General features: G+C 71.7%; 13 protein-coding genes and 1 tRNA gene. 6 read left to right on the plus strand and 8 right to left on the minus strand.

The genetic code is table 11. The features are described 5' to 3' along the window. Positions 1 to 29: 29 nt before the first annotated feature. Entirely contained in the window at positions 30 to 923 is an 894-nt protein-coding gene (locus tag ACLV7J_RS12120) for a fructosamine kinase family protein (protein WP_411869329.1), read from the plus strand. A 158-nt stretch (positions 924 to 1,081) separates the two neighbouring features. On the opposite strand, the gene ACLV7J_RS12125 is transcribed toward ACLV7J_RS12120, so the two are convergent. After that, positions 1,082 to 1,447 (minus strand): CAAD domain-containing protein, encoded by a 366-nt coding sequence (locus ACLV7J_RS12125; protein WP_255126254.1) that lies wholly within the window; start codon positions 1,445 to 1,447, stop codon positions 1,082 to 1,084. 89 nt (positions 1,448 to 1,536) lie between these two features. Between ACLV7J_RS12125 and ACLV7J_RS12130 the strand changes: the two genes are divergently transcribed. Genes ACLV7J_RS12130 through ACLV7J_RS12140 form a run of 3 tightly spaced genes read left to right on the plus strand, consistent with a single transcriptional unit; the run spans position 1,537 to position 4,139 of the window. Then, entirely contained in the window at positions 1,537 to 2,058 is a 522-nt protein-coding gene (locus tag ACLV7J_RS12130) for a M67 family metallopeptidase (RefSeq protein ID WP_411869330.1), read from the plus strand. A gap of 24 nt (positions 2,059 to 2,082) precedes the next feature. Continuing rightward, positions 2,083 to 3,255 (plus strand): molybdopterin-synthase adenylyltransferase MoeB, encoded by a 1,173-nt coding sequence (gene moeB, locus ACLV7J_RS12135; protein WP_411869331.1) that lies wholly within the window; start codon positions 2,083 to 2,085, stop codon positions 3,253 to 3,255. 29 nt (positions 3,256 to 3,284) lie between these two features. Continuing rightward, positions 3,285 to 4,139 (plus strand): ion channel, encoded by an 855-nt coding sequence (locus tag ACLV7J_RS12140; RefSeq protein ID WP_411869332.1) that lies wholly within the window; start codon positions 3,285 to 3,287, stop codon positions 4,137 to 4,139. A gap of 6 nt (positions 4,140 to 4,145) precedes the next feature. Here the strand turns inward: ACLV7J_RS12140 and ACLV7J_RS12145 are convergent, their stop codons facing one another. Next, positions 4,146 to 5,372: a cob(I)yrinic acid a,c-diamide adenosyltransferase gene (locus ACLV7J_RS12145; protein WP_411869333.1), complete on the minus strand. Its 1,227-nt coding sequence runs from the start codon at positions 5,370 to 5,372 to the stop codon at positions 4,146 to 4,148. 46 nt (positions 5,373 to 5,418) lie between these two features. Between ACLV7J_RS12145 and larE the strand changes: the two genes are divergently transcribed. After that, entirely contained in the window at positions 5,419 to 6,441 is a 1,023-nt protein-coding gene (larE, locus tag ACLV7J_RS12150; protein WP_411869334.1) for an ATP-dependent sacrificial sulfur transferase LarE, read from the plus strand. A gap of 157 nt (positions 6,442 to 6,598) precedes the next feature. On the opposite strand, the gene speD is transcribed toward larE, so the two are convergent. Together speD and recF are read right to left on the minus strand one after the other, a co-directional pair. After that, the gene (speD, locus tag ACLV7J_RS12155; protein ID WP_411869335.1) at positions 6,599 to 7,081 is read right to left on the minus strand and encodes an adenosylmethionine decarboxylase; all 483 of its coding nucleotides are present in this window, start codon (positions 7,079 to 7,081) and stop codon (positions 6,599 to 6,601) included. A gap of 26 nt (positions 7,082 to 7,107) precedes the next feature. After that, a complete protein-coding gene (recF, locus tag ACLV7J_RS12160; RefSeq protein WP_411869336.1) occupies positions 7,108 to 8,160 on the minus strand; it encodes a DNA replication/repair protein RecF in 1,053 nt (350 codons plus the stop codon). Positions 8,161 to 8,297: 137 nt separating this feature from the next. Between recF and ACLV7J_RS12165 the strand changes: the two genes are divergently transcribed. Continuing rightward, positions 8,298 to 8,371 (plus strand) — tRNA-Arg (locus ACLV7J_RS12165). Positions 8,372 to 8,458: 87 nt separating this feature from the next. Here ACLV7J_RS12165 and ACLV7J_RS12170 read toward each other — a convergent pair. From ACLV7J_RS12170 to ACLV7J_RS12185, 4 genes are read right to left on the minus strand one after another with little or no spacing between them, the layout of a single operon-like run. Next, positions 8,459 to 8,932 carry an N-acetyltransferase gene (locus ACLV7J_RS12170; protein ID WP_411869337.1) on the minus strand — a complete coding sequence of 158 codons (474 nt, stop codon included), beginning with the start codon at positions 8,930 to 8,932 and terminating at the stop codon, positions 8,459 to 8,461. Position 8,933: 1 nt separating this feature from the next. Continuing rightward, on the minus strand, positions 8,934 to 12,017 hold the full coding sequence (gene ppc, locus ACLV7J_RS12175; protein ID WP_411869338.1) for a phosphoenolpyruvate carboxylase: 3,084 nt from the start codon (positions 12,015 to 12,017) through the stop codon (positions 8,934 to 8,936). After that, the gene (gene gshA, locus ACLV7J_RS12180) at positions 12,014 to 13,171 is read right to left on the minus strand and encodes a glutamate--cysteine ligase (protein WP_411869339.1); all 1,158 of its coding nucleotides are present in this window, start codon (positions 13,169 to 13,171) and stop codon (positions 12,014 to 12,016) included. The genes ppc and gshA overlap by 4 nt, the downstream gene beginning before the upstream one ends. Next, positions 13,171 to 14,745: an anthranilate synthase component I family protein gene (locus ACLV7J_RS12185; RefSeq protein WP_411869340.1), complete on the minus strand. Its 1,575-nt coding sequence runs from the start codon at positions 14,743 to 14,745 to the stop codon at positions 13,171 to 13,173. The genes gshA and ACLV7J_RS12185 overlap by 1 nt, the downstream gene beginning before the upstream one ends. Positions 14,746 to 14,753 lie beyond the last annotated feature (8 nt).

Raw genomic sequence — 14,753 nt, forward strand, 5'->3', positions numbered from 1 at the left:
GGCAACGCCCCCACCGAGGCCGTGGCCCCGTGCTGCCGACGCCGCTCACCGCCTGGGTGCACGAGCAGCTCGGCACCGCCGTGGCCGCGCTGCGGCCGGTGGGGGGCGGCTGCATCCACCGCGCCTGGGCCCTGGAGCTGGCCGATGGCCGGCGCCTGTTCGCCAAGACCAACGACGCCCGGCAGCTCCCACTGCTGGACGCCGAGGCCGACGGGCTGACGGCCCTGGCCGCCGCGGCCGCGGGCGATCCGGTGGTGCCCCGGCCGCTGCACTGGGGGGAGCGGGACGGCCAGGCCCTGCTGCTGCTGGAGTGGCTGCCCCTGGCGCAGGGCCCGGACAGCGGCTGGTGGGACCTTGGCGCGGCTCTGGCCCGGCTGCACCGGCGCAGCCTGGAGCAGGCCGATGGCCGCTTCGGCTGGCATCGGGACAACGTGATCGGCGCCGGGCCCCAGCCCAACGGCTGGCGGCGGCGCTGGGGCGCGTTCTTCGCGGAGCAGCGGCTCGGCGCCCAGCTCGCCTGGGCCGCCCGCTCCGGCCGGCGGCTGGAGGGAGCCGAGGCGCTGCTGGCCCAGGTGCCGCAGTGGCTGGAGGGCCATGGTGCCCAGCCCTGTCTGGTGCACGGCGACCTCTGGAGCGGCAATGCCGCCCTGCTCGAGGACGGCCGCGGCGCCCTGTTCGATCCGGCGGTCTACCGCGGGGACCGGGAGGTGGATCTGGCCATGGCGCGGCTGTTCGGGGGCTTCCCCGAAGCCTTCTTCGCCGGCTATGCGGCGACCTGGCCACTACCGGAGGGCCACCAGCGCCGGGTTGAGCTCTACAACCTGTACCACCTGCTCAACCACGCCAACCTGTTCGGCGGTAGCTACTGGAGCCAGAGCCAGCAGAGCGTGCAGCGGCTGCTCCGCCACCCCCCGCTGGGCTGAGTCACGGGGGGAGAGAGAAAGAAGGGGCCTCGAGCAAGCCCATTGGTCCCAGTCGCCTTGAACCAGGCCGCTCGGAGACAGTTGCCTGGCAGAAGACCGGCGGAGCCAGCCGACTCGGACCGAGCCGCCGAGGACCGCTCGGTCTGAGGCCCAGGCCCTCAGCCCAGGTATTCCTGGCGCAGGTTCTGGATCCGCGACAGCACGGCGCTGCGCTTCTCGCTGGTGGTGAGGTTCTGCCAGCTCCACTGACCCACCACCACCAGACCCAGCAGCTCCAGCAGGCCGGGCACCACGGGCAGCAGGTTGATGGTGTCGAGCACCCCCTTGATCAGCACCTGGGCCACGATCACGGCCACCAGGACACCCACCGCCTTGAGGACGAGGCTGATCTGGCTCCAGTCGACCTGGTCGAGGGTCTGGTTGACCTTGCCGAGGATCTCGCTGTAGCGCTGGCTGAAGCTGGCGGCGGCGTCATCGATCGCCTCGCTCACCGGCTCCTTCAGGTCGGGGGTCTCGTCGCTCATGGAGCCAGGGCTTGTGGGTTCAGCGCCCATAAGGTATCCGGGTGAGTGCCCCCACACCAGAGCAGCTGCGCGCAGATCGGCATTGCCTGATGGTTCTGGCGCGCACGCTGCAGAGCGCCGAACCCGAGGAGGGCTGTGCGCTGCTGCTGGGCCGGCGGGATGGCACGGAGCTGGCGCTGCTGGAGAGCTGGCCCTGCCTGAACCGCTGGCAGCCGGCCGGCGAGCGCCGCCGCCGCTTCAGCCTCGATCCCCGCGAGCAGCTGCAGGCCCAACGCTGGGCCCGGGCCCGGGGCCTGCAGGTGCTCGGTGCGGCCCACAGCCATCCCGGCAGCGCCGCCGAGCCCTCCGCCACCGACCTGGCGCTCTGCTGGGGGCCCACCCTGATGCTGATCCGCAGCGGCCTGGAGCCGGGCGACGGCGACCCCGCCACCGCCACCGCCAGGGAACAGGCAACGGCCGCAGCGGCTGCCGCGGGGCTGCGGGCCTGGTGGATCCCCGGCGAGGACGGCGGTGCCCCCCGGGAGCTGCCGATCGCGGTGGCGAAACCCGAACGCCCCGGCGCCTGGGCGTCGCGCCATGCGGGCGACGGGCCCTCTGATTTGGGAGAGTAGGGAGCTGGCAAGCACTCCCCGCCCATGCTTCCGCTCGACACCAGCAGCGTTCAGCTGAGTCCCGACGAGGTGGCCCGCTTCTCGCGCCACCTGATCCTGCCCGAGGTGGGCATGGAGGGGCAGAAGCGGCTGAAGGCCGCCTCGGTGCTGTGCGTGGGCACCGGCGGCCTGGGGTCGCCCCTGCTGCTGTATCTCGCCGCCGCCGGCGTGGGCCGGATCGGCATCGTCGATTTCGACGTGGTGGACCACTCCAACCTGCAGCGCCAGGTGATCCACGGCACCAGCTGGGTGGGCAAGCCCAAGATCGAATCGGCCAAGGCGCGGATCCTGGAGATCAACCCCCACTGCCAGGTGGATCTCTACGAGACGGCGCTCACCAGTGAGAACGCCCTGGAGATCATCCGGCCCTACGACCTGGTGTGCGACGGCACGGACAACTTCCCCACCCGCTACCTGGTGAACGACGCCTGCGTGCTGCTGGGCAAGCCCAACGTCTACGGCTCGATCTTCCGGTTTGAAGGCCAGGCCACGGTGTTCAACCTGGATGCCGAAAGCCCGAACTACCGCGACCTGTTCCCCGAGCCGCCGCCGCCGGGCATGGTGCCCTCCTGCGCGGAGGGCGGTGTGGTGGGCGTGCTGCCCGGGATCATCGGCGTGATCCAGGCCACCGAGGCGGTGAAGATCATCACCGGCATCGGCACCACCCTCAGCGGCCGGTTGCTGCTGTTTGACGCCCTGCAGATGAAGTTCCGCGAGCTGAAGCTGCGGCCCAACCCCGAGCGCCCGGTGATCGACAAGCTGATCGACTACCAGGAGTTCTGCGGCGTGGGCGGCACCGCCCCGGGCCAGGAGGAGGCGGGCGCGGTGCCCAGCATCACCGTGGCCGAGCTGAAGACGGTCATCGATGGCCAGCTCGAGGACTTCCTGCTGCTGGATGTGCGCAACCCGCCCGAAGCGGACATCGCCGTGATCCCCGGGGCGGTGCTGGTGCCGCTGGATCGGATCGAGAGCGGCGAGGCCATCGACGACGTGCGCCAGCTCGCCCAGGGCAAGAAGCTCTACGTGCACTGCAAGCTGGGCGGCCGCAGCGCCAAGGCCCTGATCGCCCTGGGCCGCCACGGCATCGAGGGCACCAACGTGAGCGGCGGCATCGACGCCTGGAGCCAGGAGGTGGATCCCTCGGTGCCGCGCTACTGAGCGGAGCACCAGCGCCTCCGATGGCACCCGTGGGCCCCACCCTCTCCGGAGGCGACGACTTCGGCCTTGACGTCCGCTCCCAGCGCCTGCGCCTGCAGCGCCGACTGGTGCGTCTGGAGGGGCAGTTCGTCCCCCTCCTGGTGACGGTGCTGCTGCCGATCCTGCTGCTGCCGCTCACAGCCAGCCACGACGGGCCTGGCCAGTGGCTGATTCCGCTGCTGTTCAGCCTGCTGATCCTGCAGTCGATCCGCACCCTGCCGGTGCTCAAGCCCTCCCCCTCCGCCGCCGCCCTGGTGACGGCCTACCGGGTCATCGGGCTGGTGGCGCTGGCTGGGCTCTGGCTGCCGCTGCTGAGCCATGGCTGGCCGAATCCCTTCGTGCGGGCCACGGTGATGGTGCTGAGCACCAGCTTCACGCTCACCACCTCGCTGCGCCTGGTGCAGCTGCTGGCGCGCGTTCCCCGGGTGAATGCCCAGGTGATGGCCGGTGCGGCAGCGGGTTACATCTACCTGGGCCTCACGGGGGGCCTGGTGGCCACCGCCATCCAGGTGATCCAGCCCGGCAGCTTCAACCTCGGGCCCAACGCCACCAACCAGGTGCTGCTGGATCGGCTCACCTACTTCAGCTTCGTGACGATCGGCGGCCTGGGCTTCGGCGACATCGTGCCGACCAACGCGGTGGGCGAACGCCTCGTGATCCTGCTGAGCGTGGCGAGCACCCTCTACGTGGTTCTGCTCGTGGGTCTGCTGCTGGGACGCTTCATCGCCACGGAACAGCTGGAATTTGAGGTGGAGGCCCTGGTCGACGAGGTGGAGGATGCGAACAGCACGATTCGGAGCCGTCTCAACGCTGGCGGGCCCGACCGACGGGACGCGCCACCTTGAGGCACGTCAGTAATCGACGCCGCGCTTGAGATCGATGCCGCGCTCGGCGTAGTGCTTGTGGCACACCATCTCCGAGTGCACCGAGGCCAGATCGAAATAGGCCGGCGGGTGCTTGCAGCGCCCGGTGATGATCACCTCGGTCTCCGCCGGCTTGCGCAGCAGGGTCTGCACGATCGGCTCCACCGGCAGCAGCTCCAGATCCACGGTGGGGTTGAGCTCATCGAGGATCACGGTCTTGTAGAGGCCGCTGGCGATGGCGGCCCGGGCGATCTCCCAGGCCCGCTCCGCCTCCACGTAGTCGATCGGCTGCTGCTGGCCCCGCCACACGATCGCGTCGCGGCCGGAGCGCAGGTGATCCACCAGGTGGGGATAGCTCTCGCGCAGGGCGGCGATGGCGGCGTCCTCGGTGTAGCCGTTGCCGCCCTTGAGCCACTGCAGGATCAGCACCCGGTGGCTCTTGTCCTGGCTGATGCCGCGGCCGATGGCCTGCAGGGCCTTGCCCAGGGCACTGGTGCTCTTGCCCTTGCCCTCGCCCGTGTAGATCTCGATCCCGTCGAGGCCCAGGGCCGCCGCCTCGGCGTCCTCGCCGGCCTCGAGGCCCTCCAGGGTCGCGTCGTGGCGGCGGTGGGCGCGCATCTCCGAGTGGAGATCGGCGATCTGCACCAGGGAGCGCGGCGCCCCCCGGCCGGTGACGATCACCTCCATGCCGTCGGGCTTGGCCGCCAGGCTGCGCACCACGTCCTCCACATCGAGCAGGCCCAGGTCGAGCACCGGGTTGAGCTCATCGAGCACCACCACCGAGTAGAGCTCGCTGGCGATGGCGCCCTTGGCGATGTCCCAGCCGCGCTGGGCCTCCTGGCGATCGAAACGCGTGGCCTCCTCGGCGGTGAAGAACTCACCGCGGCCCGTGCGCACCTGGTCGATCAGGTGGGGGAAACCCTGCTGCAGGGCCTCGATGGCGGCGTCCTCGTCGTAGGAGCGGCCGGGGCCCTTGAGGAAGCGCAGCAGCAGCACGCGGGTGCGCTTCTGCTCGCAGATGCCCAGGCCGATGGTGCGCAGCACCACGCCCAGGGCGGCCTGGCTCTTGCCCTTGCCCTCGCCGTCGTAGACGTGCAGCTGGCCGTGGCTGCGCTCGCTGCTGCCGGCGGCCGTGCGGATGCCGATGCCACGGCCGGTGCCTGTGGGGCGTCCGGAGCGGGGGGAACTGGTGGCTGAGGTCGCCTGCGGCGCCATGAGCGGCCCTCTTACCGTTGGATCCTAACGAGGGCCGTCCCCCGGCATGCAGCCAAGCCCGAGCCCCACGCGTCCCGGCGGCAGCCCCTGCGACTCCGGGACCCATGGCGGCGAGCAGCATCCGCCTGGAGCCCATCCGCTGGAAGGCCAGCAGCGCGCACCTGGCCCAGTGGAGCATCCCCAGCTCGAGACCCTGCCCGAGGCCCTGCAGCGCGACCTGACGCGGCTGCGCCAGCGGATCGCCGCCCTGGGCCCGGTGGTGGTGGCCTACTCCGGCGGTGTCGACAGCGCCCTGGTGGCGGCCATCGCCGCCGAGCAGCTGGGGGACGGCGCCCTGGCGGTGACGGGGGTGTCGCCCGCCCTGGCGCCGCACCTGCTGGAGGAGGCGCGGCTGCAGGCCCGCTGGCTGGGCCTGGCCCACCGCGAGCTGGCCACGGCCGAGCTGGAGGACCCGACCTACGCGAACAACCCGGCCAACCGCTGCTATGCCTGCAAGCGCGAACTGCACGCGCTGCTGGCGACCCTGGTGGCAGACCTGGCCGAGCCCGCCGGGGAGCAGGCGTCCGGGGCCGGCGCAGCGCAGTGGCCTGCCGCCCAGGTGCTCGATGGGGTCAACCTGGACGACCTGGGCGACCACCGCCCCGGCATCCAGGCCGCCCGCGAGCGGGGCGTGCTGTCACCCCTGGCGGAGCTGGGCATCGACAAGGCCGGGGTGCGCGCCATCTCCCGGGCCCTCGGCTTCCCCTGGTGGGACAAGCCCGCCCAGCCCTGCCTGGCCTCCCGCTTCCCCTATGGCGAGGCGATCACGGCCCAGCGCCTGCGGCGGGTGGCGGCGGCCGAGGCCTGGCTGCGCCAGCGGGGCTTCCAGGAGCTGCGGGTGCGCAGCCAGGGGGAGACGGCCCGGATCGAGCTGCCGCAACAGCGGATCGGCGAGCTGCTGGAGCCCCGGGCGCGCCAGGAGCTGGTGCAGACCTTCCGGGAGCTGGGCTTCAGCGCCGTGAGCCTGGACCTGGAGGGCCTGGTGAGCGGCAAGCTCAACCGCGAGCTGCTGGCCGCCGCCCAGGGCTGACCGGCCAGACACCGACCCGCCGCACGGCGCGTGGCCAAGGGCCGCCGGGACCCGCCGGACAGCAAAAAGCCCCGCCACGGGGCGGGGCAGACAACAGCCAGGGGCTCAGGCGGGCACGACCCCAGGGGAGGGGAAGGGCGCCAGGGCCCCGCTGGGTTCAGGCGGCCGCCAGGGCCGGCTCCCGCTCGGCGCCGGCGACGCTGCAGGGGGTCTCGCGGCGGAAGCTCTTGAGCTTGTAGTGGCCCGCATCGAGCTCCTCGCTCAACACCGTGCAGGCCCGCTCCGGCATGGTGTGGTCACCACAGGTGAACACATCCACCGCGGCGTAGCCGGACTCCGGCCAGGTGTGGATCGAGATATGGGATTCGGCCAACAGGGCCAGCCCCGTCACCCCCTGCGGTTCAAACCGGTGGGTGATCAGATTCAGGAGAGTGGCGCCAGCACGTTTCGCTGCTGTCGTGATGGCGGTCCTGAGGAAGGCTTCGTCATCGAGCTTGCTCGGATCGCAGTTGTAGAGCTCGAGGATGCAGTGTTTGCCCACCATGTCGGTGGCACTGGGGGGTTGGGGGCTTGGGGAGAAGGGGCTCTCAGCTCCGGTCCATCCCGGGTTGGGGTGGAGGCAGGCCGCGGTCTGGCTCATCGAATCCAGGTAAACAGCGCACCAGCTTAACGGCCTGGGCCGAGCAGACCGTGCTCCACGCCCACAATCTGCGACTGCTCCCGCCAGCCACCGCCGAAGGCCCCCAGGTGCGTGGCACTCACCAGGCACTGGTGCCCCTCCCCCACCGCCTCCAGCAGCAGCTGCTGGCGGGCGGGATCGAGCTCGGCCAGCACGTCGTCGAGCAGCAGCAGCGGCGGCTCGCCCCAGAGCTGGTGCACCAGCTCCAGTTCCCCCAGCTTGAGGGCCAGCACCAGGGTGCGCTGCTGGCCGGCCGAGCCGTAGCGGCGGGCGGGCTGACCGCCCAGCTCCAGGGCGATCTCGTCGCGGTGGGGGCCCACGCTGCACTGGCCCAGGCGCAGCTCGTCCTCGCGCTGGCGGCGGAGCTGCTCCAGCAGCGCCTCCCGCCAGGGGGCCTCCGCCTCCTCCCCCTCCAGCAGGCTGCCGGGGCAGTAGCGCAGCTCCAGGCGCTCGCGCCCGCCGCTGAGCCGCTGCTGCCAGGCCGCCGCCAGGGGCTCAAGCCGGGCCAGGGCACGGCGGCGGCGGCGGTGCAGCCGGGTGCCGACCAGGGCCATCTGCTGGTCGAAGGCCTCCAGCAGATCGGCGAGGTGGGCGCGGCCCAGGCCGCGGCGCAGCAGCTGGGAGCGCTGGCGCAGCAGCCGCCCGTAGCGGCTCAGCAGCTCGGCGTAGACCGGCTCCAGCTGCAGCACCACCCGGTCCAGCCACTGGCGCCGCAGCGCCGGCTCACCCCGCACCAGCTCCAGATCCAGGGCACTGAAGCCCACGCAGCGCAGCGGCCCGATCAGATCCAGCTGGCGCTCCAGCACCTTGCCGTTGCGGCGGGCCTCCCGACCGCCCCGGCGGCGCAGCTCCAGTTCGAGCCGATCGCCCCCCGCGCAGTCGGCCCGCAGCAGGGCGCAGGACTCCCCGTGGCGGATCAGGTCCCGGTCGGCGCTGCAGCGGTGGGAGCGCAGGCTGCCGAGCAGTTCCACCGCCTCCAGCAGGTTCGACTTGCCCTCGCCGTTGCTGCCGATCACCAGCAGGCGGGGCGCCTCGATCACCAGATCCTGCTGGGCGTAGTTGCGGAACTGGCGGAGCTCCAGGCGTTGCAGCCGAATGGGTCCGGGGCCGTCTGCCGGTTAAGGTAAGTCCCGCGGCGGAGGCCTGGCCTCAACCGAGCCATGGGCTGCACGTCCATGGGCATGTAGCTCAGTTGGATAGAGCGTCAGATTCCGGTTCTGAATGTCGGGGGTTCGAGTCCCTCCATGCTCGTGACGGCCCGCAGACAAGCCCCACCCGACAGCCCCGCCCGACCCGGCGGGGCTTTTTCATGGCTTGTCCGGGACGGCGTCCCCGGCGTCAGCCCAGCAGCTGCAGGCCCATGGCCCGGATGCCGCCCGGATCCACCACGAAGCCGTGCTGCTGCAGGGCCTGGAGCGCCTCGGGCGGGGCCGAGAGCGAGATGCTGCAGCCCGGCAGTTCCCGCCGCAGCCGCTGCAGGACTGCGTGGACCAGCACCAGCAGCAGCTGGTCGCGCTCCGCTGCGGCCGGGTGGGCCGTGAGATCCCAGATGTTGGCGTTGAGGGCCAGGTCGCTCGTGACCCGGGCGAAGCCCACCAGCTGGCCGCCGCCATCCCGCAGGCAGAGCTGCCAGGCGCTGCGGGCCAGGGCCGCCTCCAGCCGGGCCAGGGGGCGCTCCGGTTCGCCGCAGGCCACCAGCAGGGCATTGAGCTCGGCTGGCTCCACGCTGCCGCGGCCGTCGAAGGCATAGCCCTGGGGCAGCACCGGGGGCTGGTTCTGGCTGCGGAAGGGGATCAAGAGGGAATCCAGCACGTCAGCCCGTGTTGCGCATGCCGGCGGCGATGCCGTTGATCGTGAGCAGGGCACCCCGCAGCAGCTCGCTGCGGCTGTAGGTGCGGCCGTCGTCGCTGGGGCTGGCGGCCTCGCTGGTGGGCGGCTGGCGGTTCTGGTCCCGCAGGCGCCGCAGCAGCGCCACCTGCAGGAAGCCCAGGGGAATGATCGTGCGGTTGCGCAGATCCACCGAGAGCTGCAGGGCCGGATCCCCGTCCAGCAGACGGCTGTGGCCGGTGATCGCCAGCACCAGATCGCGGGTGAGCACGAACTCGGCGGCGATCGCCTCGAAGATCTGCTCGAAGGCCTCGCGGTGGCCCGGGCGCCCCAGGGCCTGCACGTAGTGGTGCGCCAGGTCGAGATCGACCTTGGAGAGCGTCATCTCCACCTTGGAGATCAGCATCCGGAAGAAGGGCCAGCGCTGGTAGAGCTGCTGGAACAGCTCCAGCTGCTCGGGATCGCCAGCCATCTCCTCCTGCAGGGCCGCGCCGACGCCGAACCAGCTGGGCAGCAGGAAGCGGCTCTGGGTCCAGCCGAACACCCAGGGGATGGCCCGCAGGCTGGAGAGGTCCTTGGCGCCGCTCTTGCGCCGGGCCGGCCGGCTGGAGATCTGCAGCTTGCTGATCTCCTCGATCGGCGTCACCTGCTGGAAGAAGGCCACCAGGTCGGGGTTGTCGTGCACCAGGGCGCGGTAGTGCTGACGCGAGCGGGCCGCCAGCCGCGCCATCAGGGTGTTCCAGTTGGGGGTGTCGTCCACATGGCTGGTGACCAGGCTGTTCTGCAGCACCGCCGTGGTGACGGTCTCCAGGTTGTAGAGGGCCAGCTCGGGCAGGGAGTATTTGGAGGCCAGCACCTCCCCCTGCTCGGTGATCTTGATGCGGCCGCTGAGGGTGCCGCTGGGCTGGGCCAGGATCGCCTGGTAGGCCGGACCGCCGCCACGCCCCACCGAGCCGCCGCGGCCGTGGAAGATGCGCAGCACCACCTCATGCTGGCTGGCCAGGCGCTGCAGGGCGATCTGGGCCTGGTGGATCTCCCAGTTGCTGGAGAGGAAGCCAGAGTCCTTGTTGCTGTCGGAGTAGCCGAGCATCAGCTCCTGCAGGGGCCGGCCGCCGGCGTTGCTGCTGCTGCTGGCCAGCAGCTGGCGGTAGAAGGGCTCCCGGAACAGCCGCTCCATCACGGCCGGCGCCCCCTGGAGATCCTCCACGGTCTCGAACAGGGGCACCACCAGCAGGTCGGAGCGCTGGGCGGAGGGATCCACCAGCCCGGCCTCCTTGGCCAGCAGCAGCACCTCCAGCAGATCCGACACCGTGTGACTCATCGAGATCACGTAGGTGCGGCAGATGCGGCGGCCGAACTCCTTCTGGAGCCGCTGCAGCATGCGAAACACGTCGAAGGTCTCGCGGGTGGGGGGCGTCCACGGGGCCGCCGGGGGGATCAGGGGCCGGCGCGTCTGCAGCTCGGTGAGCAGCCACGCCACCCGCTGCTCCTCGTCCATGGCGCCGTAGGGCACGGGCAGCTGCAGGTAGCGGCTCAGCTCGTCGAGGGCATCGCTGTGGCGGGTGCTCTCCTGGCGGATGTCGAGGCTGGCGAGGCAGAAGGCGAAGGTGTGGACCTGGGCGATCAGGTTCTGCAGGGGCTCACAGCTCAGGCCCGTGCCCTCCAGGCTGGCGAGGATCAGCTCCAGGTCGCCGCGGAATTCATCCACGGAGGTGTAGTGCAGCTCCTGCACCGGGGCCGGCATCAGCCCGGAGCCGGGCTCGGCCACCGGCGCCGGCCCCTCGCTGGGGGCCTCCCAGCCTGCGGCGGCCAGCTGCTGGTTGCGCTGGTGGGTGAGCTGCAGGCGCTCCAGGATGTAGCTGATCTTGAGCCGGTAGGGCTCGAGCCGGTAGCGGGCGGCCCGCTCCTCGTAGATCTCCGGGAAGCGCAGCCGGTCCATCTCCAGCGACTCCAGCAGCGCCGCGCTCACCTGGCTCCACTGCATCGAGATGCTGAGCTGGTCGCGCAGGTTGCCCACCGCGGCGATGTAGCGCTCCAGCATCAGCTGGCGCTGGTAGCAGGCGGTGCGCCAGGTGATCTCCGGCGTCACCGAGGGGTTGCCGTCCCGGTCGGAGCCCACCCAGGATCCGAAGGTGCAGAAGGCATCCCGCGGCGGCACCACATCCGGGTAGCTGGCGGCCAGGGCCCCTTGCAGCCGCTGGCGCAGCTGGGGCAGCGCCTCGAACAGCACCTGCTGGAAGTAGTGCAGGGCGTAGTCCACCTCGTCGAGCACCGAGGGCTTGAACTGGTGCAGCTCATCGGTGCGCCACCACAGGCGGATCTCCTCCTCCAGCTGCTGGCGCAGGCTGTGGCGCTCATCCAGGTTGGGCAGGCCGTTCTGCTGCAGCTTCTGGATCAGGGCCGCCACGCGGCGCTGCTTGTGGCGCACCGTGTGGCGCACGATCTCGGTGGGGTGAGCGGTGAACACCAGGCGGATGTCCAGCTCCTGGAGCAGCTGCTCCAGCTGGGCCGGCGGCACGCCGAGGCCCCGCAGGCGCGCGAACAGCTCGCGGAAGGTGGCCGGTTCGGTCTGGGTGGCGAGGGGCGGCGCGAAGGGATCGCTGAGGTCGTCGCGGTGCTGGGCCTTGAGGCTGGCCAGGTAGCTGTCCTCCTCGATGTGCTGCTCGAGGATGTTGACCAACTGGAAATAGAGGGAGAAGGCGCGGGCCGCGGCGATGGCCTCCGCCAGGTCCATCTCGCGGATGAGCTGCACGATCGCGGCGGTGGCGGCCTCCGATCCGGGATCCAGCTCGCCGCCATCGATGCCGGCGCTGAGCGCCTTGAGCCGCAGCAGCCGCTCGGCCTGCAGCGGCGGGCACTCACTGCGCAGCACGGTCTGCCAGAGGTCCTCCACCAGCTCCAGCCGCTCACCGAGCAGCCGGGTCACCTGGGGCGGCGTCGCCGCGGCGAGCAGGGCCGGATTGCCGCTGATGGCATCGCCGCTGACGCCGGGTGCGTCGCCGCTGTCGTGGGGGGCGGTCAGGGACTGCCGCATGGGGGCGGGCTCAGCGGGCGGGCGATCCATGATCATCCCAAAGCGCGCGAGCGGTCTGTCGCAGTGAGTGCGATCAGGGCCTGCTCCTCGCGCTCCATCGCCGCGATGCCCGCCGCCAGGATCCCGGCCACGCCCTGGCCGGCCGCCAGCTGGCGCAGCCACTGGATCGCCTGGTTGCCCTCGCTGAGCACCCGCTGCAGCGGCGCCAGGGTGGCCGTCAGCCCCAGCTCGGTCGCCAGGGGAGCCAGCTGCTCCAGCTCGGCGGCGATCCAGTCGCGGGCGGTGAGGGTCTCCCCCGTGCGCCAGTGGACCAGCGGGGCCTCAAGGCTGGCGCGGGCGGCGGCCCGGTCGTTGGCATCCGCCAGGGCCGCCAGTTCATCGGGGCTGAAGCACGAGCGGCCCAGGGGGTCGTGGCCGTCGGGATCGGCCAGCAGCTGCTGGATGCGCAGCTCGGCGAAGGCCGTCACCGCCAGCAGCAGCGCCGGATCGGCGATCAGATCACAGATGCGGATCTCCAGACGGTTGAGGTCGTGGGGGCGGTGGTCGCCGTTGGGGCGCACCGAGGTCCAGAGGTGGCGCACGTTCTGCATGCTGCCGGCGGCCAGCTGCTCCTCGATCCAGCGGATGTAGTGCTGGTGACTGGTGAACAGCGGCACCTGCTTCGGCGTGAGCGGGAACTGCAGCCAGCGCTGGGAGTGGGCACCGGTGGCCACACCGTCGAGGAAGGGGGAGCAGGCGCTCAGGGCCAGCAGCAGGGCGCCCTCGCAGCGCATCAGCCGGCAGGCGGCGAACAGGGGCTCCATGGCGGTGATCCCCAGGTTGATGTGCACGCTGGCGGTCACCACCCGGGTGCCGTAGGTGGTCTCGATGTAGCCGTGGTAGGCGTTGCCGGGGTCGGAGCGCTCGAAGCGGTGGCTGTCCCCCAGGCTCAGGGTGCTGCCGGGCAGCAGGGTGAGGCCGCGGTGGGCCAGCCAGGCCCGCAGGCGCTGGCGGGGTTCCAGCAGCAGCTCCAGCTGGCGGGCATAGCTGGCCTCGGGCGGCGTGGTGTATTCGAGGTTGCGGCAGTCGGGCTCGGTCACGAAGCCCTCCAGGGCCGCGGCGGCCTCGGCGGAGCAGCCCACCACGGTGCCGTCGGGGCGGCCCGTGAACAGCTCCACCTCGAAGCCCTTGAGCAGCAGCGGGGCGGCCATCAGGCGGAGGCCCCCGCAGCGGCAACCCCCGTGGCCGCATCGGCCCCCTGCAGACAGGCGAGGGCCTTGAGCATGCCGCGGGCCTTGTTGAGGGTCTCCTGGTATTCGGCGGCGGGCACCGAGTCGGCCACGATGCCGGCCCCCGCCTGCACCTGCACCCGCCAGCCCCCCTCGGCCGCCGGCAGCACCACCATCGTGCGGATCGTGATGGCGGTGTTGAGGGCGCCGCCGAGGTCCATGGCGCCGTAGACGCCGGAATAGGGGCCGCGGGCGTCGGGCTCGAGGGCGTGGATCAGCTGCATGGCCCGGATCTTGGGGGCGCCGCTGACGGTGCCGGCGGGAAAGGAGGCCATCAGCAGATCCCACACGTCGTGCTGGGGATCCAGCAGGCCCTCCACCTCACTCACGATGTGCATCACGTGGGAGTAGCGCTCAATCACCATCAGCTCGCTCACCCGCACGCTGCCGGGCCGGCAGACACGGCCCAGGTCGTTGCGGCCCAGGTCCACCAGCATCACGTGCTCGGCCCGCTCCTTGGGGTCGGCCAGCAGGTCGGCCTCGAAGGCGCGGTCCTCCGCCTCGTCGGCGCCGCGGGGGCGCGTGCCGGCGATGGGCCGCAGGGAGGCCTTGACGCCCCCAGCCCCGGGCAGGGGATCGGCCTTGACCATCACCTCGGGACTGGAGCCGATCAGGTACCAGCCGCCGAAGTTGAAGAAGGCCATGTAGGGCGAGGGGTTCACCATCCGCAGGCTGCGGTAGAGCTCGAAGGGGTCCCGGTCGATGCGGGTCTCGAGCCGCTGGCTCAGCACCAGCTGGAACACGTCGCCGGCGGCGATGTGCTCCTTGGCCGTTCCCACGGCGGCCTCGAAGTCGGCGCGGCCGCGGTTGCTGGTGGTGGCCAGGTCCAGGCCCGGCGTGTCGCGCCAGTCGAGGGGGGTGACACCGGCGGGCAGGGGCTCGTGCATGCGGGCCTCCAGGGCATCGAGCCGGGCCAGGGCCTGGTCATAGGCCCGGTCCGCATCGCCGCCGGCGGCCCCCTCGGCCGTGAGATCGGCGTAGGCCACGGCGGTGATCTGGCGCTTCACCTGGTCGAACACCAGCAGGCTGTCGGCCAGCATCCAGCAGCCGTCCGGCGGCGCCCCCGGGGCCGGGTCGTGGACGGGCACGCTGGGCTCGATCCAGCGGATCAGCTCGTAGCCCCAGAAGCCGAACAGCTGGCCCACCGGAGGCAGGCCCGGCACCGGCTCGGTGCGGTAGGGCGCCAGGGCGCCGCGCAGCAGGTCGAAGGGGTTGCCCGCCAGGGCGCGGCTGCGGCCATCGCGCCAGAGCTGCTCGCCGGCCTCGCCGCGCACCGTGAGGGTCCAGAGCGGATCGCTCACCACAAAGCTCCAGCGCCCGATCCGCTCGCCGCCCTCCACCGACTCGAGCAGCACGCCGTGGCGACTGCCCGCCCCCACCTTCAGCCAGGTGGTGAGCGGCGTCTCCAGGTCGGCCGGCCAGCGCCGCCACACCGGCAGAAAATTGCTGCCGGCCGCGGCCTGGTCCAGGAAGGCGGCGCGATCGGGGGAGGGCATCACGGCTG

The organism is Vulcanococcus limneticus LL (assembly GCF_943369875.1).
GTDB lineage: Bacteria > Cyanobacteriota > Cyanobacteriia > PCC-6307 > Cyanobiaceae > Vulcanococcus > Vulcanococcus limneticus_A.